Source organism: Nocardioides taihuensis, assembly GCF_042657275.1.
Taxonomy (GTDB): domain Bacteria; phylum Actinomycetota; class Actinomycetes; order Propionibacteriales; family Nocardioidaceae; genus Nocardioides; species Nocardioides taihuensis.
In genome coordinates, this window is sequence record NZ_JBHSKD010000027.1 from 317,117 (window position 1) to 342,174 (window position 25,058).

A 25,058-nucleotide genomic window follows, 5' to 3' on the forward strand; every position below is an offset into this window, starting at 1 on the left:
CGCCTACGCCTGCGGCTTCTCGTCGCGCGCGGCGTCGACGTCCTTGGCCAGGGTGCCGAGGTAGAGCTCGATCACCTTCGGGTCGTTCGCCAGCTCGCGACCACTGCCGGTGTAGGCGTCCCGGCCCTGGTCGAGGACGTAGCCCCGGTCGCAGATCTGCAGGCAGCGGCGCGCGTTCTGCTCGACCATGACCACGCAGACGCCGGTCTTGTTGATCCGCCGGGTGCGCAGGAAGGTCTCGTCCTGGCGGACCGGCGACAGCCCGGCCGAGGGCTCGTCGAGCAGCAGCACCGAGGGCTCCATCATCAGCGCCCGGGCCATGGCCAACGACTGGCGCTCGCCGCCGGAGAGGGCGCCGGCGCGCTGGTTGCGACGGTCGTGCAGCACCGGGAACAGGTCCCAGGTCGCCGCCAGCCGCTCGGTGAGCTTCTTGGGGCGCATGTAGAGCCCCATCCGGAGGTTCTCCTCGATGGTGAGCGTCGGGAAGACGTTGTTGGTCTGCGGCACGAAGCCGACGCCCATCTCGACCAGCTTGTTGGCGCGCAGGTTGGTGATCTCGCGCCCGTGCAGCGTGACGCTTCCGGAGTGCACGGTGACCAGGCCGAACATCGCCTTCAGCAGCGTGGACTTGCCGGCGCCGTTGGGGCCGATGATGCCGATCATCTCGCCGGGGTACGCCGCGAGGTTGCAGCCGTTGAGGATGTTCACGCCGGGGATGTAGCCGGCGACGACGTCCTTGGCCTCGACGATCGCGTCGCCGCGCTCCGCCACGGCCGTCTGCCCGCCGGCGTTGGTCTGCTCGCTCATGGCCTGCCCTCTCCTGTGGTGCCCGTGGTGCCGGCCTCGTCGGTCGCGTCGCCCTCGCGGACGGCCTCCTCGGCGGCGACCTCCTCGGCGATCTGCTCGAGGACCTCGTCGCTCAGGAGCGCGTCGTCGCCGAGGTCGGTGTCGTGGTGGGCGCCGAGGTAGGCGTCGATCACGGCCTTGTCGTTCATGACGGTGTCCGAGGGCCCCTCGGCGACCAGCCGGCCCTCGGCCATCACCGCGACCCAGTCGGAGATGTGGCGCACGACGTGCATGTCGTGCTCGACGAAGAGCACGGTCATGCCCTCGTCGCGCAGGGCCTGGATGTGGCCGAGCAGCGACTGGGTCAGCGCCGGGTTCACGCCGGCCATCGGCTCGTCGAGCATGATCATCTTCGGGTCGCTCATCAGCGCCCGGGCCATCTCGAGGAGCTTGCGCTGGCCGCCGGAGAGGCTGCCGGCGTAGTCGTCCTTCTTCTCGAGGAGCCGGAAGCGCTCGAGCAGGCCCTCGGCCTTGAGCTCGATCTCCTTCTCCTGGTTGGCCCACAGCGGCTTGAACACCGACTTGAGGAGGTTCTCGCCGGCCTGATGCTGGGCCCCGAGCATCATGTTCTCCATCACGGTCATCCGCGACAGCGCCTTGGTCAGCTGGAAGGTGCGGACCATGCCGGCCCGCGCCACGCTCGAGGCCGAGGTCTTGTCGAGGGTGCGCCCGTCGAAGGCCCAGTGCGCGCCCTTGCCGGCGGTGGTGGGCCTGTCGAAGCCGGTGATCAGGTTGAAGAACGTCGTCTTGCCGGCGCCGTTGGGCCCGATCAGCGCGGTGATGATGCCGCGCTGCACCTCGAGGTGACCCACGTCGACGGCCGTCATGCCGCCGAACTGCCGGACGATCTTGTCCACGACGAGGATCGAGTCGGGCTTCGACGAGCCCGGCACCGCGTCGACGCCGCTCATCAGCTGCTTGCGGGCCACCGGGTCGGCCAGCGCCCCGGGGGCCACGGCCACGGAGGCGGGGGTGGTCGCGTCAGACATCGAACTGCAGCTCCCTCTTGTCGCCCAGGATGCCCTGTGGTCTGAAGATCACCAGCAGCATCAGGGCGATGCCGACCACGATGAACGAGAACCACTCCGTCTGCTGGGTGTTCATGATGCTGTCGGGCACCCAGGTGTTCGCCACCGTCTTGATGAAGATGCGCCCGACGTAGAACAGCACGGTCCCGAGGACGGGCCCGAAGATCGTCGCTGCACCGCCGAGCAGCAGCGCCGTGTAGCAGAAGAACGTCAGCTGGCGTCCCATCGAGTCCGCCTGCACCGAGCTCGCCAGCACGTAGACCATGCCTCCGACGGCGCCGAAGAGGCCACCGATGATCAGGGCCTGCATCTTGATCGCGAAGACGTTCTTGCCGAGGCTGCGGATCGCGTCCTCGTCCTCGCGGATCCCGCGCAGCAGGCGCCCCCACGGCGAGCGGACGAGCAGCCACAGCAGCAGGGTGGCGAGGGCGACCAGCGCCCAGGCCACCAGTCGCACCCACCAGCCGTTGACGCCGGTGTTGGAGTAGTCCCACGGCCCGATCGACGTCGACCCGTCACCGAGGAACGAGAGGTCCACGAACTGCTGGCGGTACTGGCTGCCGGGGATGCCCTGCGCGGCGCCCGTGAAGTCCTCGAGCACGGCGAGCCGCCCGACGTACCGGATGATCTCCGCCGCCGAGATGGTCACGATCGCGAGGTAGTCACCGCGCAGCTTCAGCGTGGGTGCACCGAGGATCAGGGCGAAGACGAGGGCGGCGCCGAGTCCGATCAGGACGCCGACGGTCAGGGGCAGGCCCTTCCACATCGAGATCGCGAAGCCGTAGGCGCCGAGCAGCATGAAGCCCGCCTGGCCCATGTTGAGCAGGCCGGTGAAGCCGAAGTGGATGTTGAGGCCGATCACCGCGATCGCCACCGCGGCCGTGCCCGGGGCGATCAGCTCGCGGGCCATCGCCTCGAAGAGGTTGGTCAGGTTGTCCATCGTCGCGTCCCTTTCCTCAGCCGACCCGCTCGGGGCGGCCCAGCAGGCCCTGGGGCCGCACGAGCAGCAGCAGGATCAGGATGGCCAGTGCCACGGCGTACTTGAGGTCGCCCGGCGCGCCGAGCGGCCCGGCCATCTCGACCACCATGCCGATGATCAGCGAGCCGACCAGGGCGCCGAACGCCGTGCCGAGGCCGCCGAGCGTCACGGACGCGAACAGCAGGAGGAGGATCTGCATGCCGGTGTCCCACCGGATGCCGTTGCTCACGACCAGGGCGTAGAGCACGCCGGAGAGGCCGGCGAGGCCGGTGGCGGCGATCCAGACCAGCCGGATGATCCGGTCGACGTCGATGCCCGAGGCCGCCGCCAGCGCGGGGTTGTCGGAGACCGCACGGGTGGCCCGGCCGATCCGGGTGCGCAGGAGCACCCAGCCGACCAGCGCGATCATCACGATCGAGATGCCCATGGCCCAGAACGACTGCGTGGTGAGCGTGATCGGGCCGATGTCGACGGTGGTCGAGGTGGCGGTGGTGATCTTCACCGTGCTCGCGCCGACGAAGTACTGGTAGGTGTACTGCAGCGTGAGCGCGAGGCCGATGGTCACGATCATCATCTGGGTCAGGCCCAGGCCCCGCCGCCGCAGTGGTTGCCAGATGCCGCGGTCCTGCGCCCAGCCCGTACCGGCACACAGCAGCACCGAGATGATGCAGCCCAGGACCAGCGGCAGGCCGAGCACGTTGCAGAGCCAGTACGCGAGGATGCCGCCGAGGGTGACCTGCTCGGCGTGCGCGAAGTTGGAGAGCCCGGTCGTGCCGTAGATCAGCGAGAGCCCGACCGAGGCGAGCGCCAGCAGGAGACCGAGCCGCAGGCCGTTGACGAAGCTCTGGATGTAGTAGGCGGAATCACTCTTGGTGGCCGAGTAGTCGCCCGTGCGGACCTCGAAGAGCGCGACGTACGTGGTCTGCTTCTCGCCGATCTTGACGTCGACCTGCTCCTCGGTGCGGCCGACCGCGGCCACGCCGTCGGGCAGCGAGTCCTCGACGAGCGTGACGGTGTAGGTGCCGGCCTCCTTGACCGCGAGGCTCCACTTGCCGCCGGCGTCGGTGGTGACCGTGGTCGGCTCGCCCTGCGGGGGCGTGATCGTCAGGTCGACGCCCTCGACGACACCCTCCTCGGTGCGGATGGTGCCGGTGAGGCACGACGTCTCGGCGTCGGGCATGCACAGCTGCGTGACCGAAGCCGCGGCCGGGCCGGGGGCGAGGAGCAGCAGCGCAGGTGCCAGGAGCATCGTCAGCAGCGCCACGAGGCGCAGGTGCGACACTCCCCGGCCACCACGCGCACGCGTCATGGGTCGGGGCTTCACGAGATCCTCCCTCTGGAGCGCCCGGCTGGGCGATGTCGGGCAGTCTAGGGGTAGGGGGTGTGATGCAGGCGACACCCGCGCTGGACGAATTCCCGACGTTGCCGAGACGTGACCGGACGAACGTCCGCCCGTCACGAGCCGGCGCCCCCCGGGCCGTGCTCGACCACGCCGTCCGCGACCTGGCGCATGGAGAGGCGCAGGTCCATGGCGGTCTTCTGGATCCAGCGGAAGGCGTCGGGCTCGGAGAGGCCGAGGTCCTTCTGCAGCACGCCCTTGGCCCGGTCGACCGCCTTGCGGGTCTCGAGGCGCTCGGTGAGGTCGGCGACCTCGCGCTCGAGGGCGTCGACCTCGGCGAACCGGCTGACCGCCATCTCGATGGCCGGGACGAGGTCCTGCTGGGTGAACGGCTTGACGAGGTAGGCCATGGCGCCGGCGTCGCGGGCGCGCTCGACGAGGTCCCGCTGGGAGAAGGCGGTCAGGATGACCACCGGTGCGATCCGCTGGCCGGCGATCCGCTCGGCCGCGGCGATCCCGTCGAGCACCGGCATCTTCACGTCGAGGATGACCAGGTCGGGGCGGAGCTCCTCGGCCATCTGGACCGCCACGGCGCCGTCGGCAGCCTGGCCGACCACGTCGTACCCCTCGTCGGCGAGCATCTCGGCGAGGTCCATGCGGATCAGTGCCTCGTCCTCCGCGATCACCACGCGGCGGGCTGCTGCTGGCTGGGTCACGGCCGACAGGCTAGCGGCCGCAGCGATCCCGCCGCGGGCGGGTCAGGGACGGTGGTGCCGGGGTGGTGTGCGCCCACCCCGGCACCACGGACGCGCGGGCGTCCGGCACACCGGGCCCTAGGCTGGCTGGTCGGCCGCCTCGGCGCCGGCGCCGCGGAGCTCGAACCACAGGTCGACCTCCGCGCGCTCGAGACGGGCCCGGTGGAGCGCGGTCGCCGCGGCCCGGGCGTTGTCGAGGGCCCGCTCGTGGCTGCGAGCACCCCAGTCCCAGACCTTCACCATGACGACCTCCCGTCGCTCTCCACGCGTCTGATGTAACTATAGTGGATTACTACTGTTTTGCAAGGGCGGCGCGCTCGGCCGGACCGGTAACCTTGGGCCCCGTACGCCCCGGTAGCCCAACGGCAGAGGCCGCGCTCTCAAACAGCGTCCAGTGTGGGTTCGAATCCCACCCGGGGTACAGATGTCGGTCCTCACCACCAGACTGCCCGCGTGCATGCGGAAGCCGTAGCGACCAGGCGAGAATGCTCCTCCGCCAGGGGCTCTCGGTCTCCGAGGTGAGCCGACGACCCGGCGTCGCACGGTCGACGGTGCGAGCGTGGCCGGAGAGGCCCTCGACCACGCCGGGGTCGCATGGCGTCGGTCCAGCTGGCGCGCGGTGAGCGTGTCGCGGCGTGAAGCCGTCCGGCGCCTCGACGAGCCCCGCCCGAAGCAGTGACCGCCTGTCAGGAGCGGCGGTAGGCGGGCGCGACCTCGTTGATGGCGTCGCCCATCCGGTGGATGCGCAGGGCGTTGGTCGAGCCGGGGATGCCGGGCGGGCTGCCGGCGATGATGACGACGAGGTCGCCCTCCTGCACGCGGCCGATCTCGAGCAGCTGTTCGTCGACCTGGCGCACCATCTCGTCGGTGTGCTCGACCGCGTGGGTCTTGAAGGTCTCGACACCCCAGGTCAGCGAGAGCTGCGACCGCACCTGCGCCTCCGGCGTGAAGGCCAGCACCGGCACGTGGCTGCGGTAGCGCGAGAGGCGTCGCGCGGAGTCGCCGGAGGTCGTGAACGCGACGAGGTACTTCGCGCCGATCCGGTCGGCCACCTCGGCGGCCGCCTTGGCGATCACCCCGCCGCGGGTGCGCGGCTGCCAGTCGATCCCGGCCATCCGGCTGAGGCCGTGGCGCTCGGTGGCGCCGATGATCCGGGCCATGGTCTCGACGGTCGCGACGGGGTACTCCCCCACGCTGGTCTCGCCGGAGAGCATCACGGCGTCGGCGCCGTCGAGCACGGCGTTGGCGACGTCGTTGGCCTCGGCGCGGGTCGGCGCCGGGTTGCTGATCATCGACTCGAGCATCTGCGTGGCCACGATCACCGGCTTGGCGTTGCGGCGCGCCTTCTCGATCACCCGCTTCTGCAGGAAGGGCACGTCCTCGAGCGGGCACTCCACCCCGAGGTCGCCGCGGGCGACCATGAAGGCGTCGAACGCCTCGACCACCTCGTCGAGGTTGTCGATCGCCTGCGGCTTCTCGATCTTGGCGATCACGGGCAGCAGCACGCCCTCCTCGCGCATGATCCGGCGCACGTCCTCGGCGTCGGCCGCCGAACGCACGAACGAGAGCGCGATGAAGTCGACCGAGAGGTGCAGCGCGAAGCGGAGGTCCTCGATGTCCTTCTCCGACATCGCCGGCACGCTGACCGGGACGCCGGGCAGGTTGATGCCCTTGTGGTCGCTGACCTTGCCGCCGACGACGACCTTGGTGACGACGTCGGTGCCGTCGACCTCGACCACCTCGAGCCGGATCTTGCCGTCGTCGATGAGGATCGGGTCGCCGGGCTTCACGTCGCCGGGCAGACCGTCGTACGTCGTGCCGCAGACCTCAGCGTCGCCCTCGACCTCGCGGGTGGTGATCGTGAAGGTCGCGCCGGCGGCGACCTTGACCTGTCCCTCGGCGAAGGTGTCGAGCCGGATCTTGGGCCCCTGGAGGTCGGCGAAGATGCCCACGCCGTGGCCGGTCGCGTCGGCGGCCTCGCGGACCAGGCGGTAGCTGCGCTCGTGGTCGGCGTGGGTGCCGTGGCTCATGTTGAGCCGGGCGACGTCCATGCCGGCGTCGACGAGCTCGCGGATCCGCTCCTTCGTCGCGGTCGCCGGGCCCAGGGTGCACACGATCTTCGCTCTACGCACCACGCGAGCCTAGCGAACGTTGGATCGTTCCAACACGGTGACCCGTCGGTAACCCTGACGGATCTCCGCCGCCTCAGACGACCAGGGGGCGCGCGGTCGGCGGGATCGGGGCGGGCAGGTTGGTCGAGCCGGTCAGGTAGGCGTCCACCGCCGCGGCGGCGGCGCGCCCCTCGGCGATCGCCCAGACGATCAGCGACTGGCCGCGACCGGCGTCCCCGGCCACGAAGACCCCGTCGACCGACGTGGCGTAGTGCGCGTCGCGGGCGACGTTGCCCCGCTCGTCGAGGTCGACGCCGAGCTGCTCGACCAGGCCGGGCTTCTCGGGGCCGACGAAGCCCATGGCGAACAGGACGAGGTCGGCCGGGATCTCGCGCTCGGTGCCGGCCACCTCCTGGAAGCGGCCGTCGCTGAGGGCGACCTCGACCAGCCGCAGCGCCCGGACGTGGCCGTCGTCGTCACCGAGGAACTCCTGGGTCGACACGGCGTAGACCCGCTCGCCTGCCTCCTCGTGGGCCGAGGAGACCCGGAAGGTCATCGGGTACGTCGGCCAGGGCTGGCCCGCCGGCCGCTCCACCGGCGGCTCGGCCATGATCTCGAGCTGGGTGATCGACGCAGCGCCCTGGCGGGTGGCGGTGCCGAGGCAGTCGGCGCCGGTGTCGCCGCCGCCGATGATCACGACGTGCTTGCCGTCGGCGCGGATCTGTCCCTCGACCTCCGCGCCGAGGCAGGCGCGGTTGGACTGCGGGAGGTACTCCATCGCCTGGTGGATACCCGCGAGCTGCCGTCCGGGCACGTCGAGGTCGCGCGGCTCGGTGGCGCCCATAGCCAGCACGACGGCGTCGTAGCGGTCACGCAGCTGCGCCGCGGTCAGGTCGGTGCCGACGTCGACGCCGGCGCGGAAGACGGTGCCCTCGCGCTTCATCTGGTCGACGCGACGGTCGAGGTGCTTCTTCTCCATCTTGAACTCGGGGATGCCGTAGCGCAGCAGCCCGCCGACCTTGTCGGCCCGCTCGTAGACGGCGACCGTGTGGCCGGCGCGCGTCAGCTGCTGGGCGGCCGCGAGCCCGGCGGGGCCGGAGCCGATCACGGCGATGGTGCGGCCCGAGAGCCACTCCGGCGGCTGGGGCCGGACGTAGCCGGACTCCCAGGCCTTGTCGATGATCGCCACCTCGACGTTCTTGATGGTCACGGGGTCCTGGTTGATCCCCAGGACGCAGGCGGTCTCGCACGGCGCCGGGCACAGTCGCCCGGTGAACTCCGGGAAGTTGTTGGTCGCGTGCAGCCGCTCGATGGCGCCCTCCCAGTCGCCGCGCCAGACCAGGTCGTTCCACTCCGGGATGATGTTGCCCAGCGGGCAGCCCTGGTGGCAGAACGGGATGCCGCAGTCCATGCAGCGCCCGGCCTGGGTGCCGATGATCGGCAGCAGCGCGCGGCCGACGCCGTCGGGGTAGACCTCGTTCCAGTCGTGCACCCGCTCCTCGACGGGACGGCGCGTGGCGACCTCGCGGCCGTGCTTGAGGAATCCCTTGGGGTCAGCCATGAAGGACCTCCATGATCCGGGCGGCCGCGGCGTCGTCGTCGAGGCCCTCGTCGAGGGCCGCGGCGCGCGCGTCCAGCACTCTCTTGTAGTCGCGGGGCATGACCTCGGTGAACCGGGGCAGCGCGGCCGCCCAGTCGTCGAGCAGCGCCCGGGCGACGGTGGAGCCGGTCTCCTCGGCGTGCCGGGCCACCAGTGAGCGCAGCTCCTCGGCCGCCTCGCCCTGCACCGGCCCGAGGTCGACGAGCTCGGGGTTGACCCGCCGCTCGTCGAGGTCGAGCACGAACGCGTACCCGCCGGACATGCCGGCCGCGAAGTTGCGGCCGGTGCCACCGACGATCACGACCGTGCCGCCGGTCATGTACTCGCAGCCGTGGTCGCCGACGCCCTCGACGACGGCCACCGCACCGGAGTTGCGGACGCAGAACCGCTCCCCCACGACGCCGCGGAGGAAGATCTCGCCGGACGTCGCGCCGTACCCGATCACGTTGCCGGCGATGATCTGGTCGCTCGCGTCGAACGTCGCCGCGCGGTCGGGCCGGACCACGACGCGGCCACCGGACAGGCCCTTGCCGACGTAGTCGTTGGCGTCGCCCTCGAGCCGCAACGTCACGCCGCGCGGGAGGAACGCGCCGAAGGACTGGCCGGCCGACCCGGTGAAGGTCAGGTCGATCGTGCCGTCGGGCAGGCCCTCGCCCCGGTAGCGCTTGGTCACCTCGTGGCCGAGCATGGTGCCGACCGTGCGGTTGACGTTGCGGACCGGCAACGTGGCCCGCACCGGCTCTCCCCGGTCGAGCGCATCTGCGCAGAGCGCGATCAGCTCGTTGTCGAGCGCCTTGTCGAGGCCGTGGTCCTGCTCGGTCGTACGACGCAGCGCGGCGCCCTCGGACAGCTGCGGCCGGTGCAGCACCGGGGTCAGGTCGAGACCGGAGGCCTTCCAGTGCTGGACCGCGCGGACGGTGTCGAGCGCGTCGACCTGGCCGATCGCCTCGTCGAGGGTGCGGAAGCCGAGCTCCGCGAGCAGCTCGCGCACCTCCTCCGCGACGTACTCGAAGAAGCGGACGACGTGCTCGGCCTTGCCGGTGTAGCGGCTCCGCAGCACGGGGTTCTGCGTGGCCACGCCCACCGGGCAGGTGTCGAGGTGGCACACGCGCATCATCACGCAGCCCGAGACCACCAGCGGCGCGGTGGCGAAGCCGTACTCCTCCGCGCCGAGCAGCGCTGCCACCACGACGTCGCGGCCGGTCTTGAGCTGGCCGTCGGTCTGCACGACGATCCGGTCGCGCAGGCCGTTGAGCAGCAGCGTCTGCTGGGTCTCGGCCAGCCCGAGCTCCCACGGCCCCCCGGCGTGCTTGAGCGAGGTCAGCGGCGAGGCGCCCGTGCCGCCGTCGTGCCCGGAGATCAGCACGACGTCGGCGTGCGCCTTCGAGACGCCCGCGGCGACCGTGCCGACGCCCACCTCGGAGACCAGCTTCACGTGGATGCGGGCCGACGGGTTGGCGTTCTTGAGGTCGTGGATCAGCTGGGCGAGGTCCTCGATGGAGTAGATGTCGTGGTGCGGCGGCGGGCTGATCAGCCCCACCCCCGGCGTCGAGTGCCGGGTCCTGGCCACCCACGGGTAGACCTTGTGGCCGGGCAGCTGGCCACCCTCGCCGGGCTTGGCGCCCTGGGCCATCTTGATCTGGATGTCGTCGGCGTTGGTGAGGTACTCCGCCGTGACGCCGAACCGGCCCGAGGCGACCTGCTTGATCGCGCTGCGGCGCTCGGGGTCGTGGAGGCGGTCGGGGTCCTCACCGCCCTCGCCGGTGTTGGACTTCGCGCCCAGCCGGTTCATGGCGATCGCGAGGGTCTCGTGCGCCTCCTGGCTGATCGAGCCGTAGGACATCGCGCCGGTGGAGAACCGCTTGACGATCTCGGAGACCGGCTCGACCTCCTCGATCGGCACCGGCGCCCGCCCGGTCTCACCGGCGTCCTTGAAGCGGAACAGGCCGCGCAGCGTCATCAGCCGCTCGGACTGCTCGTCCACGCGGTGCGTGTACTGCTTGAAGATGTCGTAGCGGCCCGTGCGCGTGGAGTGCTGGAGCCGGAAGACGGTGTCGGGGTCGAACAGGTGCGGCTCGCCCTCGCGCCGCCACTGGTACTCGCCACCGATGGCGAGCTCGCGGTGCGCGGGCGCGATGCCGGGGTAGGCCACGGCGTGCCGGCGCGCCACCTCGTCGGCGATCGTCTCGAGCCCGATGCCGCCGAGCTTGGAGGTGGTGCCGGTGAAGTAGCGGTCGACGACCGCCTGCGAGAGGCCGATCGCCTCGAAGATCTGGGCACCGGTGTAGGACGCCACGGTGGAGACGCCCATCTTCGACATCACCTTGAGCACGCCCTTGCCCAGCGCCTTGACGAGGTGGGCCACGGCCTGCTCGGGCTCGACCTTGACGTAGTAGCCGTCGCGGGCGAGGTCCTCGACCGACTCCATCGCCAGGTAGGGATTCACCGCGGCCGCGCCGTACCCGATGAGCAGCGCGACGTGGTGCACCTCGCGGACGTCGCCGGCCTCGACCAGCAGCCCGACCTGGGTGCGCGTCTTCTCGCGCACCAGGTGGTGGTGGACCGCACCGGTGAGCAGCAGCGACGGGATGGGTGCCAGCTCGGCGGTGGAGTGGCGGTCGGAGAGCACGATGATGCGCGCGCCGTCCGCGATCGCCTCGGACACCTCGGCGCAGATCTCCTCGATCCGCTGGGCCATCGCCTCGCCGCCGCCCTCGACGGGGTAGAGCCCCCGGGAGACGTGGGTGATGAAGCCCGGCATGTCGCCGTCGCGGTTGATGTGGCGGATCTTGGCCAGGTCGTCGTTGGAGATGACCGGGAACGGCAGCACGACCTGCCGGCAGGACGCCGGCTGCGGCTCGAGCAGGTTGGCCTCCGGCCCGATGGTGCCGCTGAGCGAGGTCACCAGCTCCTCGCGGATCGCGTCGAGCGGCGGGTTGGTGACCTGGGCGAAGAGCTGGCTGAAGTAGTCGAAGAGCAGCCGCGGCTTGTCCGACAGCGCCGCGATCGGCGTGTCGGTGCCCATCGAGCCCAGCGGCTCGCCGCCGGTGTTGGCCATGGGCGTGAGCAGGATCCGCAGCTCCTCCTCGGTGTAGCCGAAGATCTGCTGGCGCCGGGTCACCGAGGCGTGGGTGTGCACGATGTGCTCGCGCTCGGGGATGTCGGCGAGGTGGATCAGGCCGGCGTGCAGCCACTCGTCGTAGGGGTGCTCCGCGGCCAGCTCGGCCTTGATCTCCTCATCCTCGATGATCCGGTGGTCGTCGGTGTCGACGAGGAACATCCGGCCGGGCTGGAGCCGTCCCTTGCGGACGATCGTGGCCGGGTCGAGGTCGAGCACCCCGACCTCGGAGGCGAGCACGACCAGGCCGTCGTCGGTGACCCAGTAGCGCGAGGGGCGCAGGCCGTTGCGGTCGAGCACCGCCCCGATCTGCGAGCCGTCGGTGAAGACCACGCAGGCGGGGCCGTCCCACGGCTCCATCAGCGAGGAGTGGAACTCGTAGAAGGCGCGGCGCTTGCGGTCCATCTCGGCGTGGTTCTCCCACGCCTCCGGGATCATCATCAGCACCGCGTGCGGCAGCGAGCGGCCGCCCATGTGCAGCAGCTCGAGCACCTCGTCGAAGGACGCGGAGTCGGACGCGCCCGGGGTGCAGATCGGGAACAGCCGCTCGAGGTCGCCCGGCACCAGGTCGGAGTCGAGCAGCGCCTCGCGGGCCCGCATCCAGTTGCGGTTGCCCATCACGGTGTTGATCTCGCCGTTGTGGGCGATGAACCGGAACGGGTGGGCCAGCGGCCAGCTCGGGAAGGTGTTCGTGGAGAACCGCGAGTGGACGACGGCCAGCGCCGAGGCGATCCGCTCGTCGGTCAGGTCGGGGTAGAACCGGTCGAGCTGGTCGGTCGTCAGCATGCCCTTGTAGGCCAGGGTGCGGCCCGACAGCGACGGGAAGTAGGCGTCGGTCTCGTGCTCGGCCCGCTTGCGCAGGCAGAACGCCTGCCGCTCCAGGGCCATGCCGCGGGTGCGCTGGGCGCCCCCCGCCACGAACAGCTGGCTGAACGACGGCATCACGCCGCGCGCGGTGCGGCCCAGCAGCTCGGGCTCCACCGGCACCTCGCGCCAGCCGAGCACCGCGAGACCCTCCTCGGCGGCGATCTCCTCGATCCGCTGGCGGGTCTTGGCCACCACCTCGTCGTCGCCGGGCAGGAACGCCGTGCCGACGGCGTAGGACCCCTGCGGCGGGAGGTCGATCCCGTGCTCCCCCGCGACCGCGCGGAGGAAGGCGTCGGGGACCTGCATCAGGATGCCCGCACCGTCGCCCGACGTCGGCTCCGCACCGGCGGCACCGCGGTGCTCGAGGTTGCGCAGGGCGGTCAGCGCCTTGGCCACGATGTCGTGGCTGGCCTCACCGGTCAGCGTGGCCACGAACGCGACGCCACAGGCGTCGTGCTCGTGCGCGGGGTCGTACAGCCCTGAGGGCGGCGGGAACGCGTGCGTGGGCACTGGGCATTCTCCCGTCGTCTCTGCGGCACGCGCGCCACCCGGGGGCGGGGCACGGCCGAACGGTGGTTGCAGCTGGCGGTGCAGGGGACGACGTTGGCCCGAGCGGAGCGCCCAAGGTACCACCCGGCTCCGGCCGCGAGGAGGGGTTGACCGGCGCGCGGACAGGGGGTGGACGGGCCCCTCAGTCGGCGTTCTCGGCGTCGGTGACCGGCTCGGGCTGCCGACCCTCGCGGTAGACCTGCTCCTCGCGGCCGGGGTGCGTGCGGGCGCTCCAGACGAACCACGCCAGGGCGGCGAGGAACAGCACGATCGAGGTCCACTCGTTGAACCGGAGGCCGAACACGTCGTCGAGCTGCACGTCGTCCACGCGCATCGACTCGATCCAGAACCTCCCCGCGGTGTAGGCCATCACGTAGAGCGCGAGCACCCGGCCGTGACCGAGGCGGAAGCGGCGGTCGGCCCAGACCACCACCGCGAACGCGGCCAGGCACCACAGCGACTCGTAGAGGAAGGTCGGGTGGTAGGTGGCCCGGTCGAGGGAGTCCACGGGGCGGTGGGCCTCGTCGATCTCGAGGCCCCAGGGCAGGTCGGTCGGGCGTCCGTAGAGCTCCTGGTTGAACCAGTTGCCCCAGCGGCCGATCGCCTGCGCGACCAGCACACCGGGAGCCATCGCGTCGAGCACCGGCAGCAGCTTGATGCCCTTGGTGCGGGCGCCGATGACGACGCCGAGCGCGCCGAAGGCGATGGCGCCCCAGACGCCGAGGCCGCCGCGCCAGACGTAGAGCGCCTCGACCGGGTTCTGGCCGTCGCCGAAGTAGAGCTTCCAGTCGGTCGCGACGTGGTAGAGCCGCCCGCCCACGAGCCCGAACGGCACCGCCCACACGGCGAGGTCGCTGACGTCACCCGACCGGCCGCCGCGGGCCACCCAGCGGCGCTCGCCGATCCAGATGGCGGCGACGATCCCGAGGATGATGCAGAGCGCGTAGCCGCGGACCGGCAGCGGCCCGAGGTGCCAGACGCCCTCGGACGGGCTGGGGATGGAGAGCGGGAGCACGGGACTCGATCCGTCTGCGGCTCAGGAGCCGGTGGTGGACAGGTAGTGGTGGACGTCAGCGGCGAATTGCTCGGCAGAGGTGTCCTGGGTCCAGATCATCGGCACCTCGTCGTCGGCGTCGATCGCGGCGACCGAGGTGCCGTGGGTGACCTCGTAGCCACCGCTCGGCAGCTTGTCGCCCTGGTCGACCGCGACCGCGAGGTCCGCGCCCACGTCGACGATCGTGTCGAGGTCACCGGTCAGGCCGATGAACGACGGGTCGAAGCGGTCGAGGTAGTCGCGCAGCGTGGCCTCGTCGTCGCGCGCCGGGTCGGTCGTCACGAAGACGACGTCGACCTGCTGGCGGTCGGCCTCGTCGAGCCGGGTCATCGCCGAGGCGAGCGAGCCCATCACCACGTGGCAGATGTCGGGGCACCGGGTGTAGCCGAAGAAGACCAGCGTCAGCGGCTTGTCGGTGTCGGCGGCCAGCGAGTAGCGCTGCCCCCCGGTGTCGGTCAGCGCGGTGTCGGGGACCGTGTAGGGCTGGTCGAGCACGGCCGCGGCGGTGTAGCCGCCCTCGCCCTCGCCGGTGGCCGAGTCGGCGCTCCCGCCGCACCCGGCGAGGAGGAGCAGGCCGACGGTCAGACCGACCGCGAGCAGCCAGGGGTGCCCGGAGCGGGGCTCAGCCACGCCGGACCCCTGCGGCGAGGTCCTCGGTGAGTGCGGCCAGTGCCCCCAACCCCGCGCTCAGGTCGCCGGGGTGGTCGAGCAGCACGCGCACGAAGGCCGAGCCCACGATCACGCCGTCGGCGTACGACGCGACCTCGGCCGCCTGGGCGCCGTTGCTCACGCCGAGGCCGACGCCGATCGGGAGGTCGGTGGTCTCGCGGGTGCGGGCGACGAGCGGCCCGGCGAGGTCGCTGGTCTCGGTGCGCGTGCCCGTGACACCCATGACGGCAGTCGCGTAGACGAAACCGCGGCAGGCGGCCGTGGTCATGGCCAGGCGGGCGTCCGTGGAGCTCGGGGCCACGAGGAAGACCTTGTCCAGGTCGTGGGCGTCGGCGGCCGCGATCCAGTCACCGCCGCTGTCGGGCGTGAGGTCGGGAGTGATCAGGCCGGCGCCGCCGGCGGAGGCGAGGTCGGCGGCGAACCTCTCGACGCCGTACCGCTCGATCGGGTTCCAGTAGGTCATCACCACGGTCGGCACACCGGTGGCGGCGACCGCCTCGACCGTGCGCAGCACGTCGCGGGTGCGGACCCCGCCCTCGAGCGCCTGCTGGGCGGCGGCCTGGATGGTCGGGCCGTCCATGACCGGGTCGGAGTAGGGCAGGCCGATCTCGATCACGTCGCAGCCGCTGTCGACGAGCTGCCGGAGCGCGGCGATGCCGCCGTCGACGTCGGGGAACCCCGCCGGGAGGTAGCCGACCAGGGCGGCGCGCCCGTCGGCGCGGGCCTTCTCGAACGCCGTGCGCGTCGTCGGGGCGCTCATCCGACCGGCTCCCCGGGGGTGCCGTCGTCGAGGCCGAACCACTCGATCGCGGTGTCCATGTCCTTGTCGCCGCGGCCGGACAGGTTGATCAGCACCGTCGCGTCCGGCCCCTTCTCGGCGGCGAGCTCCTCGGCCACCCGCAGCGCGCCGGCGACGGCGTGGGCGGACTCGATGGCGGGGATGATCCCCTCGGTGCGGCTCAGCAGGGCGAGCGCCTCCATCGCCTCGGCGTCGGTCACCGGCAGGTAGGTCGCCCGCCCGCTCGCGGCGAGGAAGGCGTGCTGGGGGCCGACGCCCGGGTAGTCGAGACCGGCCGAGATCGAGTGGGACTCGGTGGTCTGGCCGTCCTCGTCCTGCAGCACGTAGGTGCGCGCGCCGTGCAGGACGCCCTTCGCGCCGGCGTGGATCGTGGCCGCGTGGCGTGGTGTGTCGACACCCTCACCGCCCGGCTCGAAGCCGTAGATCGCCACGTCGTCGTCGTCGAGGAACGCGGTGAAGAGCCCGATCGCGTTGGAGCCCCCGCCCACGCAGGCGGCGATCGCGTCGGGCAGCACGCCCCAGCGGTCGAGGCACTGCTGGCGGGCCTCGTCGCCGATGCTGCGGGTGAAGTCGCGCACCATGCTGGGGAAGGGGTGCGGGCCGGCCGCGGTGCCGAAGAGGTACGCCGTGTGGTCGACCGAGGCGACCCAGTCGCGCAGGGCCTCGTTGATGGCGTCCTTGAGCGTCGCGGACCCCGAGTCGACCGGGACCACCTTCGCGCCGAGGAGGTTCATCCGGGCGACGTTGAGCGCCTGGCGCCGGATGTCGACCGAGCCCATGTAGACGGTGCAGTCGAGCCCGAAGTAGGCGGCCGCCGTCGCGCTCGCGACGCCGTGCTGGCCCGCGCCGGTCTCGGCGATGACGCGCTGCTTGCCCATCCGCCGGGTGAGCAGGGCCTGGCCGAGCACGTTGCGGATCTTGTGGGCGCCGGTGTGGTTGAGGTCCTCGCGCTTGAGCAGGATGCGGGCGCCGACCTTCCGGCTGAGCCGTTCGGCGTGGTAGAGCATGCTCGGCGCTCCCGCGTAGTCGCGCAGGATGGCGTCGAACTCGGCGACGAACGTCGGGTCGGCCATGGCGTCGTGCCACGCCTCGGTCAGCTCGTCGAGGGCGGCGACCAGGGCCTCGGGCATGAACCGCCCGCCCCACCCGGTCTCCGGGCCTCCGAACCAACCGCGCTCGTCTGCGTCGTACGTCGTCGTCACGCTCGCACTCCCGTCATCGCTCGGACGGCGCCCTCGGGGTCGCCGTCACGGACCAGTGCCTCGCCGACCAGCACCGCGCGGGCGCCCTCGGAGACGAAGCGGGCCACGTCGTCGGGGCCGGTGATGCCGGACTCCGCCACCAGCACGCGGTCCGACGGCACCAAGGGTGCCAGCCGACCGAAGGTCGCGGGGTCGACGGCCAGGGTCTTGAGGTTGCGGGCGTTCACGCCGACCAGCTCCGCGCCGAGGTCGAGGGCCCGCTCGGTCTCCGGCTCGTCGTGCACCTCGACCAGCACGGTCAGGCCGAGCTCGCGGGCCTCGTCGTGGAGCCGGCGCAGGGTCTCGTCGTCGAGGGCAGCCACGATCAGCAGCACCAGGTCGGCGCCCGCGACCCGCGCCTCGAGCAGCTGGTAGGAGGTGACGACGAAGTCCTTGCGCAGCAGCGGCACCTCGACCGCCGCGCGCACGGTGCGGAGGTCGTCGAGGCTGCCGCCGAAGCGGCGCTCCTCGGTGAGCACGCTGATGGCGGCCGCTCCGCCCCGCTCGTAGGCGCGCGCGAGCTCGGCGGGGTCGGGGATCGCGGCCAGGTCGCCCTTGCTCGGGCTCCGCCGCTTGACCTCCGCGACCACGCTGCTCCCGGCCGCGCGCAGGGCCGGCATCGGGTCGCGCACCGGCGGCGCGTCGGCGAGGCGGGCGCACAGCTCGGCCGCGCTCGTGGCGGCCTCGCGGCGGGCGAGGTCGAGACGGACGCCGTCGACGATCTCGTCGAGCACCGAACCCGCGGCAGCACCGCCTGCCCGCTCCCCGCTCGCCACCACTGCCACGACTCCTGATCTCCCGGGTCCGACCAGACCACCGGCGGGTCTGGGGACGGCCTCCAGCCTCTCACGCGGACGGTTCCGCGCCGCGTCCACCTCCGAGGGACGAAACCTGTGTAGCCTCGCGCGGGGGCGCGGCGCGACGCACGCTCCCCCGACGTCAGCCGTGCACCGCCGGAAGGACTCCGCGATGAGCGACACCACGCCTCCGCCACCGCCAGAGGAGGCCTCCGGGGGCAGCCAGCCGCCTCCCCCGCCGCCCGCGCAGCCCGGCGGCTCCGGGCCGGCGGCCCCGCAGTACAGCAGCACCTACCGCGAGGCCTACGGCCAGCCGCACGGGGACCTGCCCGCGGGCTACGTGCCGCCGGCGTACGGCAGCGGCCCCGGCGTGGGTGCCCCCCAGAACCACGGGTCGGCGACGACCGCGCTGGTGCTGGGGCTCCTCTCGTTCCTGTGCTGCGGGCTGCTCGGCATCCCGGCGTACATCATCGGCCGCCGCGCGGACCGCGAGATCGCCGCCTCCGGCGGCCGGCTCACGGGCGAGGGGCTGGCCAAGGCCGGCTGGATCCTCGGCCTGATCTCGATCGTGCTGATGATCCTCAGCGCGCTGCTCGTCGTCGTGCTGCTGGTGACCGGGAGCTTCACCGCGTCGTTCGACGGCAACACCGGCAGCGGCTACTGACCACGACGTCCCGGCCCGGCCGGGTGAGCCGCACCACCGGGTGCGGCCGGAGAACAGGAAGCGAGCTCCATGAGCAACCAGGCACCTCCCCCGCCGCCGCCGCCCGGCGGAGGCAGCTACGGCACCCCGCCCCCTCCGGGCGACGGGGGCCAACCTCCCTACGGAGGACCGCCGCCGCCGTCCTACGGCGGGCAGCCCGGCTACGGCGCGCCGTCGGCCGGCAACAACAGCAAGGCCGTGTGGGCGCTGGTCCTCGGCATCCTCGGTCTCCTCTGCTGCAGCCCGCTCGGCATCGTCGCGATCATCCTGGGCCGCAGTGCCCAGAGCGAGATCGCGACGAGCGGCCAGGGCGGCGCCGGCATGGCCAAGGCCGGCTTCATCCTCGGCATCATCGCGCTGGTGTTCCTGGTGCTGCAGATCATCGGTTTCGCCACGGGCGTCATCGACTTCAGCGGCGACGTCAACACCTCGGGCTGAGCCGGTCGTGCTCGGACCCGGTCCGCACGGCGTGCGGGCCGGGCCCGGTGCGCGTCAGGGTGCGAGCCAGCTGCCCGGCAGGTTGCGGGCCACGACGAACACGAGGGTGACCACCGCGAACACCGCCAGCGCGGGTGGGGCGAGGACGATCGCACGGCCGCGGCCGCGGTCGCGGCCGTGCCAGGCGTCGACCGCCCACCGGGCGAGGAGGAACACGGCCACCGGCGCGAGGAGCAGCAGCAGCAGGTTGCTCGAGGCGGCGCCCGCGAGGTCGCCGTGGGTGAGGTCGTTGACCGCCCGCAGACCTCCGCACCCGGGGCAGTAGACCCCGAGCAGCGACAGCGGGCAGTAGCCCCAGCTGCCGGAGACGTGCGGGTCGCGCACGTGCAGCGCCACGGTGGCCGCCGTGAGCCCGGCGATCGTCGCCACCGGCGCCGTCATCCGCTCCCGGCGGGAGACCCGCGCGGGGGCAGTGGCTGCGGTGACGGTCGCCACGGTCGTGGCCGCCTCAGTGCTCTTCGCCGTTGAGGCCCATCTTCGCCATCACGCCGAACACGACGCCCGCGACGACGACCAGCGCGCAGCCGACCCAGAACCCGACCATGCTCACCGGCGAGAGCATCAGCGCGATGCCGCCGACCACGAACCCGAGCATCCCGATCGCGACAGCGGTCCAGGCGGCCGGGGTGTTGCCGTGGTGTGCAGACATGCGGGGCTCCTCGAGGAGGTGGGGGGCTCGGTGGTGCGGGCACAGTCTATGCAGCCGCGACCCCCGTTCGCCGCAGGGTGGTGGGACTGGTCCGGCTCAGTCGTCGACCGGGTGCTCGGTCGGGTCGTGGCCCTCGTCGATCGCCTTCCAGAGGTCGAGGCTCGAGGCATCCTCCGGCGGTGGGGCGGCCACGGTGCTGCCGGTGGGCGCGTCGTAGCGGCTGCCCATCTCGGGCCAGCCCGGTACGAGGCGCACGGCGAGCACGGTCGCGACGAGCGAGCCCACCGCCCCGACCACGGCGGCGGCGTACCACCCGGTGCGGCTCACCACGTCGGCGCCGGGGTCGCCGAGGGCCGAGGCCGCCTCGAGCGAGTCGCGCAGCTGGTCGGGCAGGGTGGTCCAGGCCACGACGACGGCCGCCACCAGCCCCGCGGCCGCGACGGCGCCCAGGACGGCGACCGCCCGGCGGAACCGGCCACGGGTCACCAGCACCACGCCCCAGCACGCGAGCACCACGAGCGCGAGGGCGAACGCCACCGGCATCTCGCCGGCGCCGGGGTCGCCGACGGTCGGCATCCCGGGCAGCGTCTGCGTGGTCGCGCCCCCGGCGGCGACCCAGGGCTTGGTGCCGGCCACCGCGGCCAGCACGCCCGAGGCCAGCCCGAGGGCGAGCACCGGCCCGAACGTGCGCCGACGGGCCGGCTGCTCAGCCACCGGCGCCGCCCTCCACCCGGGCCGGGAGCTCGGCGAGCAGCGCGGCGTCGAAGCAGGTGCGGTCACCGGTGTGGCAGGCGGCGCCCTCCTGGTCGACCGTCACGAGCAGCGTGTCGCCGTCGCAGTCGAGCCGCACGGCGCGCACCCACTGCCGGTGCCCCGAGGTCTCGCCCTTGACCCAGTACTCCTGGCGTGAGCGGCTCCAGTAGGTCGCCCGGCCGGTCGTCAGCGTGCGCGCCAGCGCCTCGTCGTCCATCCAGCCGAGCATCAGCACCTCGCCGGTGCCGTGCTGCTGGACCACGGCAGGGACCAGTCCCTCGGCGTTGCGCTTGAGCCGGTCGGCGATGTCGGGGTCGAGGGAGGTCACCGGGCCAGTCTCTCAGGACCCCGCGCGGCCTCAGGAGCCGTGGGTGGCCACCCACGAGGCGTGCAGCCCGGCGTAGACGCCGTCCTCGGCCACCAGCCGCGCGTGGGGGCCGCGCTGCACGATGCGCCCGCGGTCGACCACGACCACCTCGTCGGCGGCCTCGGCCGTCGAGAGCCGGTGGGCGATGGTCACCGAGGTCCGTCCGCTCATCAGCCGCTCGAGTGCCCGGCCGATCCGCATCTCCAGGGCGGGGTCGACGGCGCTGGTGGCCTCGTCGAGCACGAGCAGGTCGGGGTCGGCGAGCTGTGCCCGGAGCAGTGCGACCAGCTGCCGCTCCCCCGCGGACAGCGACTCGCCGCGCTGGCCGACGCGGGTCGCGAGGCCGCGCGGCAGCCCGGCGACCCAGTCGCCGAGGCCGAGCTCGTCGGCGCTGCGCAGCACGTCGTCCTCGGTTGCGTCGAGGCGGCCGTAGCGGGCGTTGGCGTGCAGGGTGTCGTCGAAGAGGAACCCCTCCTGCGGAACCAGCACCACGCTGCGGCGCAGGGAGTCCTGCCGCACCTCGCGCACGTCGACGCCGTCGAGCAGCACGCGGCCCTCGGCCGGGTCCATCAGCCGGGTCAGCAGCTTGGCGAACGTCGACTTGCCGGAGCCGGTCTCGCCGACGATCGCCACCCGGGTGCCGGGCGCGATCTCGAGGTCGACGTCGCGGAGCACCGGGGGTCCCTCGGGATAGGCGAACGTGACGTGGTCGAAGCGCACGTGCAGCGGACCGCGCGGCAGGACGACGCCGTCCTCGCCGGGGTCGACGAGGTCGGCCGGCGTCTCGAGGATGCCGATCACGCGGCGCCAGCCGGCGATGGCGTTCTGCGCGTCGGTGAGGATCTGGGTGCCCATCTGCACCGGGCCGACGAAGAGCGTGACGAGGTAGGCGAAGGCCAGCACCTCGCCGGCGGTGATCTGGTCGGCGAAGCCGAGCCAGACGCCGACCACGATCACGCCGGCGTTGGCGAGACCGGCCGAGATGCCGCCGAGCGAGAACGAGAAAGCCGTGAAGCCCTGCGCCTTGGTGCTGGCCGCCTTGTGCGCGTCGATCGCCTCGTCGATGCGGGCCTGGGTGCGGCCCTCGACGGCGTAGGACCGGACCACCGCGGCGCCGACCACCGGCTCGGAGATGGCCGAGAGCATGATGCCCACCTGGCGCCGCACCACGCCGTACGCCGCGGACAGCTTGCGCTGGAAGTAGCGCAGCGAGAGGAACAGCGGGGCGAAGCAGACCCACACCACGATCGTGAGCTGCCAGGAGTAGAAGGCCATCACGATGGTGGCGACCAGCACCTGGCCGATGCTGACCACGAAGATCAGTCCGCCGAAGACCAGGAACTGGCTGACCTGGTCGACGTCGCTGGTCACCCGCGCGACCAGCGCGCCCCGGCGCTCGGTGTTCTGGGTGAGCAGGGGCAGGTCGTGCACGTGGCGGAACGCCTTGATCCGCAGGGTGGCCAGCCCGCGCTCGGAGGTGGTGAAGAGCCGACGGGTCATCAGGTAGGAGGCGAAACCGGTGATCACGATCGCGACCGCGGCCGCGAGGCCGAGCAGGACCGTGAACTGGACGTCGGGCCCTCCGCCGGAACGCAGCCCGCGGTCGAGCGTCTGCTGCACCGCGATCGGCACCACGACCTGGCCGAGCGAGGCGATGACGGCCAGCACGAGGGTGAACCGGACCCCCTCCTTGAGCTCGGGCGAGAACTTCACCCCGCGGCGGATGGTGTCGAGGGCGGCGATCTCCTCGCCGGTGTCCATCCGGGTCGCCGCGCTCACGACGTCTCCCCCGCCAGCTCGCCCGCGACGACCTCGTCGTCGTCGAGGGGGTGCGTCTGGTGCTGCTCGTAGGCGTTGACGAGGTGGGCGTACGCCGCGTTGCGGACGAGCAGCTCGGCGTGCGGGCCGCGGTCGGTGATCCGGCCGTCCTCGAGCAGCACCACCTCGTCGGCGAGCCCGATCGTGGCCTTCCGGTAGGCGACGACCACGAGCGTGCTGTCACGGTCCCCGGAGCGGAGCGCCGCGAGGATCCGTGCCTCGACCTCGGGGTCGACCGCCGAGGTCGCGTCGTCGAGCACCAGCAGGCGCGGCCGGCGGACCAGGGCCCGCGCCAGCGAGATCCGCTGCCGCTGCCCGCCTGACAAGGAGGTGCCGCGCTCGCCGAGGCGGGTGTCGAGGCCCTCGGGGAGCGCCGCGACGAACCCGTCCGCCTGGGCGGTGCGCAGCGCCGCCCAGACCTCGTCGTCGGTGACGTCGGCGCCGAGCGTGACGTTGCCGCGCACGGTGTCGTCGAAGAGGAAGGGTGTCTGCGGCACCAGCGAGACCGCCCGGGCCAGCTCGCCCGACGCGAGGTCGCGCAGGTCGGTGCCGTCGACGAGGACCCGGCCGGCGTCGGGGTCGACCAGCCGCGTGAGCAGGGTGGTCAGGGTGCTCTTGCCCGACGCGGTCGCGCCGACGAGCGCGACCGTGCGGCCCGGCTCGACGGTGAAGGTCACGTCGCGCAGCAGCGGCTCGTCGGGCACGTAGGCGTAGGCGACGTGGTCGAGCTGGAGGCGCGCCCCGTCGCCGGAGGCGGGCAGCGCCCGGTCGCCGTACTGCATCCGGCCGGTGGCCGCGAGCACGGCGCTGACCCGGCTGAAGCCCACGACGCTGCGCGGGAACTCCCCGAGCAGCCAGCCGATCGAGCGGATCGGGAAGGACACGATGGTGAGGAGGTAGGAGACCGTGACCACCGCGCCGGCGTCGGTGCTGCCGTCGAGCACGCGCGCCACGCCGACGGCGAGGACCACCAGCACCCCGAGGTTGGGCAGCGCCGCGAGCGTCGGGTCGAACGCCGCCCGGATCGCGCCGGCCCGGATGTTGACGTCGCGCAGCTCCTCGGCCCGCTCGCGGAACCGCTGGGTCTCCTCGCCCTCGCGACCCAGCGTCTTCACGACCAGCGCGCCGTCGAAGGACTCGTGGGCGATCTCGCTGACCTCGCCGCGCAGCCCCTGCGCCCGGGTCATCAGCGGCGAGCTGAACCGCTGGTAGAAGAGGTTCGCCATCACCACGAGCGGGAAGACCAGCAGCCCGACCAGGGCGAGCACGACGTCGGCGGCGAACATCTGGGCGACCGCGATCACCATCATCGCGACGGTGCCGACGGCCATCGGCAGGGGTGCGATCGGCCCCCACGCCGCCTCGACGTCGGCGTTGGCGTTGGAGAGCAGCTGCCCGGTCGGGTGGCGCTGGTGCCACTCCATCGGCAGCGAGAGGTACTGGCGGGTCACGGCCCGGCGGTAGTGCGCCTGCATCCGGTACTGCATGACACCGGCCCCGAGCCGCCGGGCCACGATGCCGACCGCGCGCAGCACGGCCACGCCGAGGAACAGCGCGACGACGGCGACCAGCAACGAGGAGTCGACCTCGCCGGTCTTGAACGCCGGCAGGACGACGTGGTCGGTGGCCCAGCCGAGCACCCAGGCGTCGGCGACCGTGAGGGCGCCGAAGAGCACGCTGCCGAGCGTCGAGGCGGTGAAGATCCAGGGCTCGCGCTTGATCGCGACCCACAGGACGCCGAACCCCTCGCGGGTGGTCGCCGCACGGGGTCTGACGCCGTCGCCGCTCACGGGCCCCACCGTATTCCGGTGCACCGACGGGCCACGAATCGCAGCCGCCCCCACCCTCAGTAGGCTCCGCCCATGGGCACCCCTCCCCTCGCCCGCCGCGAGCGGCACGCGCTGTGCGACCTCGCCCTGCTGCTCGGCGAGGACGCCCCGACCGTGCTGCCCGACTGGACGGCCAAGGACCTCGTGGTCCACCTCCTCGTCCGCGAGTACTCCCCGCTCGGCGCCCTCGGGCTGGCCGTCGACCGGCTCTCCGGGCTGACCGAGCGCGAGATGGCCCGGGTCGGGCGGCGTGAGTTCACCGTGCTCGTCGAGCGGCTGCGCGGCCGCGGCCTGACGCCGTACTCCCTCGGGCCGGTGGACCGGGTCGGCAACACGCTCGAGTACTTCGTGCACCACGAGGACCTGCGCCGGGCCCAGCCCGACTGGCAGCCGCGCGACCTCCCGACCGGCGACGCCGACGCCGTGTGGCGGGCGCTGCGGCTGTTCGGCCGTGGGCTGGTGCGCCACGCCGGCGTGCCGGTACGGATCGCCCGCGAGGACACCGGGGCCGAGGCCACGCTGCGGCACGGCTCCGACCCGGCCGTGGTCAGCGGGCCGCCCGGCGAGGTGGCGCTGTTCCTCTTCGGGCGCGAGCACACCCGCGGCGTGCGGCTGCTCGGGGCCGACGAGCGGACCGCCGCGCTGCGGACCGCCGCGCTGGGCTTCTGAGGCCTCCCCCCGACCGAGAC

Annotated in this window: 23 protein-coding genes and 1 tRNA gene; 4 read left to right on the forward strand and 20 right to left on the reverse strand. The window is 72.5% G+C overall.

From position 1 onward, the window contains the following. Positions 1–3 precede the first annotated feature (3 nt). From ACFPGP_RS19500 to ACFPGP_RS19525, 6 genes are all read right to left on the reverse strand, one after another. On the reverse strand, positions 4–807 hold the full coding sequence (locus tag ACFPGP_RS19500; RefSeq protein ID WP_378592638.1) for an ABC transporter ATP-binding protein: 804 nt from the start codon (positions 805–807) through the stop codon (positions 4–6). Beyond that, positions 804–1,835, reverse strand: a complete 1,032-nt coding sequence (locus tag ACFPGP_RS19505; protein ID WP_378592639.1) for an ABC transporter ATP-binding protein — start codon at positions 1,833–1,835, stop codon at positions 804–806. The genes ACFPGP_RS19500 and ACFPGP_RS19505 overlap by 4 nt, the downstream gene beginning before the upstream one ends. Continuing rightward, positions 1,828–2,814 (reverse strand): branched-chain amino acid ABC transporter permease, encoded by a 987-nt coding sequence (locus ACFPGP_RS19510; RefSeq protein WP_378592641.1) that lies wholly within the window; start codon positions 2,812–2,814, stop codon positions 1,828–1,830. The genes ACFPGP_RS19505 and ACFPGP_RS19510 overlap by 8 nt, the downstream gene beginning before the upstream one ends. Positions 2,815–2,830: 16 nt before the next feature. Further along, the gene (locus tag ACFPGP_RS19515; RefSeq protein ID WP_378592643.1) at positions 2,831–4,162 is read right to left on the reverse strand and encodes a branched-chain amino acid ABC transporter permease; all 1,332 of its coding nucleotides are present in this window, start codon (positions 4,160–4,162) and stop codon (positions 2,831–2,833) included. A gap of 146 nt (positions 4,163–4,308) precedes the next feature. Next, complete coding sequence (locus tag ACFPGP_RS19520) at positions 4,309–4,917, reverse strand: ANTAR domain-containing response regulator (protein ID WP_378593559.1); 609 nt, start codon at positions 4,915–4,917, stop codon at positions 4,309–4,311. A gap of 108 nt (positions 4,918–5,025) precedes the next feature. Then, on the reverse strand, positions 5,026–5,190 hold the full coding sequence (locus tag ACFPGP_RS19525; RefSeq protein WP_378592645.1) for a hypothetical protein: 165 nt from the start codon (positions 5,188–5,190) through the stop codon (positions 5,026–5,028). A 105-nt stretch (positions 5,191–5,295) separates the two neighbouring features. On the opposite strand from ACFPGP_RS19525, the gene ACFPGP_RS19530 reads away from it, so the two are divergent. Then, positions 5,296–5,368, forward strand: a tRNA-Leu gene (locus ACFPGP_RS19530). Positions 5,369–5,633: 265 nt separating this feature from the next. On the opposite strand, the gene pyk is transcribed toward ACFPGP_RS19530, so the two are convergent. The 8 genes from pyk to trpC form a co-directional block, all read right to left on the reverse strand. Beyond that, a complete protein-coding gene (gene pyk, locus ACFPGP_RS19535) occupies positions 5,634–7,079 on the reverse strand; it encodes a pyruvate kinase (protein WP_378592646.1) in 1,446 nt (481 codons plus the stop codon). Between the two features lie 73 nt (positions 7,080–7,152). Beyond that, positions 7,153–8,619: a glutamate synthase subunit beta gene (locus ACFPGP_RS19540; protein ID WP_378592648.1), complete on the reverse strand. Its 1,467-nt coding sequence runs from the start codon at positions 8,617–8,619 to the stop codon at positions 7,153–7,155. Then, positions 8,612–13,153: a glutamate synthase large subunit gene (gltB, locus tag ACFPGP_RS19545; protein WP_378592650.1), complete on the reverse strand. Its 4,542-nt coding sequence runs from the start codon at positions 13,151–13,153 to the stop codon at positions 8,612–8,614. The genes ACFPGP_RS19540 and gltB overlap by 8 nt, the downstream gene beginning before the upstream one ends. A 181-nt stretch (positions 13,154–13,334) precedes the next feature. After that, positions 13,335–14,207 (reverse strand): prolipoprotein diacylglyceryl transferase, encoded by an 873-nt coding sequence (lgt, locus tag ACFPGP_RS19550; protein WP_378592652.1) that lies wholly within the window; start codon positions 14,205–14,207, stop codon positions 13,335–13,337. A gap of 21 nt (positions 14,208–14,228) precedes the next feature. Continuing rightward, the gene (locus tag ACFPGP_RS19555; protein ID WP_378592654.1) at positions 14,229–14,876 is read right to left on the reverse strand and encodes an SCO family protein; all 648 of its coding nucleotides are present in this window, start codon (positions 14,874–14,876) and stop codon (positions 14,229–14,231) included. Beyond that, a complete protein-coding gene (gene trpA / locus ACFPGP_RS19560) occupies positions 14,869–15,675 on the reverse strand; it encodes a tryptophan synthase subunit alpha (RefSeq protein ID WP_378592656.1) in 807 nt (268 codons plus the stop codon). The genes ACFPGP_RS19555 and trpA overlap by 8 nt, the downstream gene beginning before the upstream one ends. Next, positions 15,672–16,916: a tryptophan synthase subunit beta gene (gene trpB / locus ACFPGP_RS19565; RefSeq protein ID WP_378592658.1), complete on the reverse strand. Its 1,245-nt coding sequence runs from the start codon at positions 16,914–16,916 to the stop codon at positions 15,672–15,674. Before trpB ends, trpA begins: the two co-directional genes overlap by 4 nt. Continuing rightward, positions 16,913–17,740: an indole-3-glycerol phosphate synthase TrpC gene (gene trpC / locus ACFPGP_RS19570; protein WP_378592659.1), complete on the reverse strand. Its 828-nt coding sequence runs from the start codon at positions 17,738–17,740 to the stop codon at positions 16,913–16,915. Before trpC ends, trpB begins: the two co-directional genes overlap by 4 nt. A gap of 184 nt (positions 17,741–17,924) precedes the next feature. On the opposite strand from trpC, the gene ACFPGP_RS19575 reads away from it, so the two are divergent. Together ACFPGP_RS19575 and ACFPGP_RS19580 are read left to right on the forward strand one after the other, a co-directional pair. Continuing rightward, positions 17,925–18,416, forward strand: a complete 492-nt coding sequence (locus ACFPGP_RS19575) for a DUF4190 domain-containing protein (protein ID WP_378592661.1) — start codon at positions 17,925–17,927, stop codon at positions 18,414–18,416. A gap of 69 nt (positions 18,417–18,485) precedes the next feature. Continuing rightward, positions 18,486–18,893, forward strand: a complete 408-nt coding sequence (locus ACFPGP_RS19580) for a DUF4190 domain-containing protein (protein ID WP_378592662.1) — start codon at positions 18,486–18,488, stop codon at positions 18,891–18,893. A 54-nt stretch (positions 18,894–18,947) separates the two neighbouring features. Here ACFPGP_RS19580 and ACFPGP_RS19585 read toward each other — a convergent pair whose 3' ends face one another. The 6 genes from ACFPGP_RS19585 to ACFPGP_RS19610 form a co-directional block, all read right to left on the reverse strand. Continuing rightward, positions 18,948–19,388, reverse strand: a complete 441-nt coding sequence (locus tag ACFPGP_RS19585; RefSeq protein WP_378592663.1) for a DUF2752 domain-containing protein — start codon at positions 19,386–19,388, stop codon at positions 18,948–18,950. Between the two features lie 13 nt (positions 19,389–19,401). Further along, positions 19,402–19,602, reverse strand: coding sequence for an HGxxPAAW family protein (locus ACFPGP_RS19590; RefSeq protein WP_378592664.1), 201 nt, complete (start codon positions 19,600–19,602; stop codon positions 19,402–19,404). 96 nt (positions 19,603–19,698) lie between these two features. Beyond that, positions 19,699–20,316: a Trp biosynthesis-associated membrane protein gene (locus ACFPGP_RS19595; RefSeq protein WP_378592665.1), complete on the reverse strand. Its 618-nt coding sequence runs from the start codon at positions 20,314–20,316 to the stop codon at positions 19,699–19,701. Beyond that, on the reverse strand, positions 20,309–20,683 hold the full coding sequence (hisI, locus tag ACFPGP_RS19600; protein ID WP_378592666.1) for a phosphoribosyl-AMP cyclohydrolase: 375 nt from the start codon (positions 20,681–20,683) through the stop codon (positions 20,309–20,311). The genes ACFPGP_RS19595 and hisI overlap by 8 nt, the downstream gene beginning before the upstream one ends. A gap of 30 nt (positions 20,684–20,713) precedes the next feature. Then, positions 20,714–22,501, reverse strand: coding sequence for an ABC transporter ATP-binding protein (locus ACFPGP_RS19605; protein WP_378592667.1), 1,788 nt, complete (start codon positions 22,499–22,501; stop codon positions 20,714–20,716). Beyond that, on the reverse strand, positions 22,498–24,330 hold the full coding sequence (locus ACFPGP_RS19610; protein WP_378592668.1) for an ABC transporter ATP-binding protein: 1,833 nt from the start codon (positions 24,328–24,330) through the stop codon (positions 22,498–22,500). The genes ACFPGP_RS19605 and ACFPGP_RS19610 overlap by 4 nt, the downstream gene beginning before the upstream one ends. Positions 24,331–24,402: 72 nt before the next feature. Between ACFPGP_RS19610 and ACFPGP_RS19615 the strand changes: the two genes are divergently transcribed. Continuing rightward, on the forward strand, positions 24,403–25,038 hold the full coding sequence (locus tag ACFPGP_RS19615; protein WP_378592669.1) for a TIGR03085 family metal-binding protein: 636 nt from the start codon (positions 24,403–24,405) through the stop codon (positions 25,036–25,038). The last annotated feature ends 20 nt before the right edge of the window (positions 25,039–25,058 follow it).